The following is a 1,429-nucleotide window of genomic DNA, read 5'->3' as shown; positions in this document are numbered from 1 at the left end:
TGAACTGCACCCAAAATGTTGGACACGATCTGACATCTGAGGGTGCAGTTTATGAAACATTCTTCTGCTGTAAAACTTGCGGCCGTACGTCACTATCTTGCCGGAAAGGCCGGTATGGATGCCACGGCTGCTGAATTCCGGATCTCGCATACCTATCTTTGTTACCTGATAAATCTCTACCGGCTTCATGGCCGGGAGGTGCTGCTTCCTGCCCCGAAACGCAGCTATGCACCTGAATTTAAACTGCATGTTGTACTGTCCGTGCAGCAGGGCACTGACTCCCTTCCCCGGGTGGCGGCCCGGTATAATATTCCTTCTCACACAACGGTCAAAAACTGGGTCAGACTGTATCAGGAGAAAGGCACTAATGCCTTCCGACAGACCACCCGGGACCGGGAGAAAATGATGACACACCCGCCAGAAAATGACCCACCCATGACGCATGAGGCGCTGCTGGAAGAACTGCGTTACCTGCGGGCAGAAAATGCCTACCTGAAGGCCATGCAGGAGCATCTGCTGGAAAAAAAGCGCCGGGAGCGGGAGAAAAAGCGCGGGTAGTTCAGTCCCTGCGCACAGGACATCCCCTGCCGGACCTGCTGAAAGCAGCCGGGCTGGCGAGAAGTACGCTTTACTATCAGCTCGCCCGGCAGCGGGCCGGAGATAAATATGCGCAGGTGAAGGCGCTCATTGTCTCCCTGTTCCACGAGCATAAAGGGTGTTACGGATACCGGCGCATCCGCAGCGCCCTGTGCGCACCGGGCCGCAGGCTGAGTGAGAAAACCGTGCGCAAACTGATGCAGCAGCTGGGGCTGAAATCGCCCGTCAGGCAGAAAAAATACCGGGCTTACAGGGGAGGCGCAGGAAGGGTGGTGGAAAATATCCTGGGCCGTGACTTCAGGGCCGGGAGGCCATGTGAAAAGTGGGTGACGGATGTGACCGAATTTAATGTCGGGGGACGCAAGCTGTACCTGTCTCCGGTGCTCGACCTGTTTAACGGTGAAATCGTGGCCTGGGAAACCTCATGCAGACCGGCAATGGAGCTGGTCAGGCGGATGACGGAGAAGGCGCTGAGAAAACGCCGGGGTAAAGGTCACCTGCTTATCCACAGCGACCAGGGCTGGCATTATCAGATGCGGAGTTATCAGCAGGCCCTTGAGCAGAAAGGGGTGCAGCAGAGCATGTCACGCAGGGGAAACTGCCTGGATAATGCCGTAATGGAAAACTTCTTCGGCCATCTGAAAGCAGAGATGTACTACCGGAAACAGTACAGGAGCGTGGAAGAGCTGGAAAAAGACATCAGGGCGTATATAAGGTACTGGAACCACAAGCGTATCAAACTGAGTCTGGGAGGACTCAGCCCGGTGGCGTTCCGGGCTGAGTATCTGAAGACCGGTTAATACAAGCCGTCCAGGTTTTGGGGCGCAGTTCA

1 protein-coding gene is annotated in these 1,429 nt (G+C 55.7%); it reads left to right on the top strand.

What is annotated here, in order from left to right; translation table 11 throughout:
* The first annotated feature begins 51 nt into the window (after window positions 1-51).
* Window positions 52-1,397 (top strand): IS3 family transposase gene (locus M8318_RS00280; RefSeq protein ID WP_262660583.1). Its coding sequence is split into 2 segments (ribosomal slippage): window positions 52-529 and window positions 529-1,397, totalling 1,347 coding nucleotides; the frame shifts between segments, so codons are not numbered across the junction.
* Window positions 1,398-1,429 lie beyond the last annotated feature (32 nt).

It is taken from the genome of Leclercia tamurae, from assembly GCF_025566055.1.
In the GTDB taxonomy this organism is placed as follows: domain Bacteria; phylum Pseudomonadota; class Gammaproteobacteria; order Enterobacterales; family Enterobacteriaceae; genus Enterobacter; species Enterobacter tamurae.
Note: the sequence above shows the minus strand (reverse complement) of the source record. Positions and strands in the feature narration are given on the sequence as shown.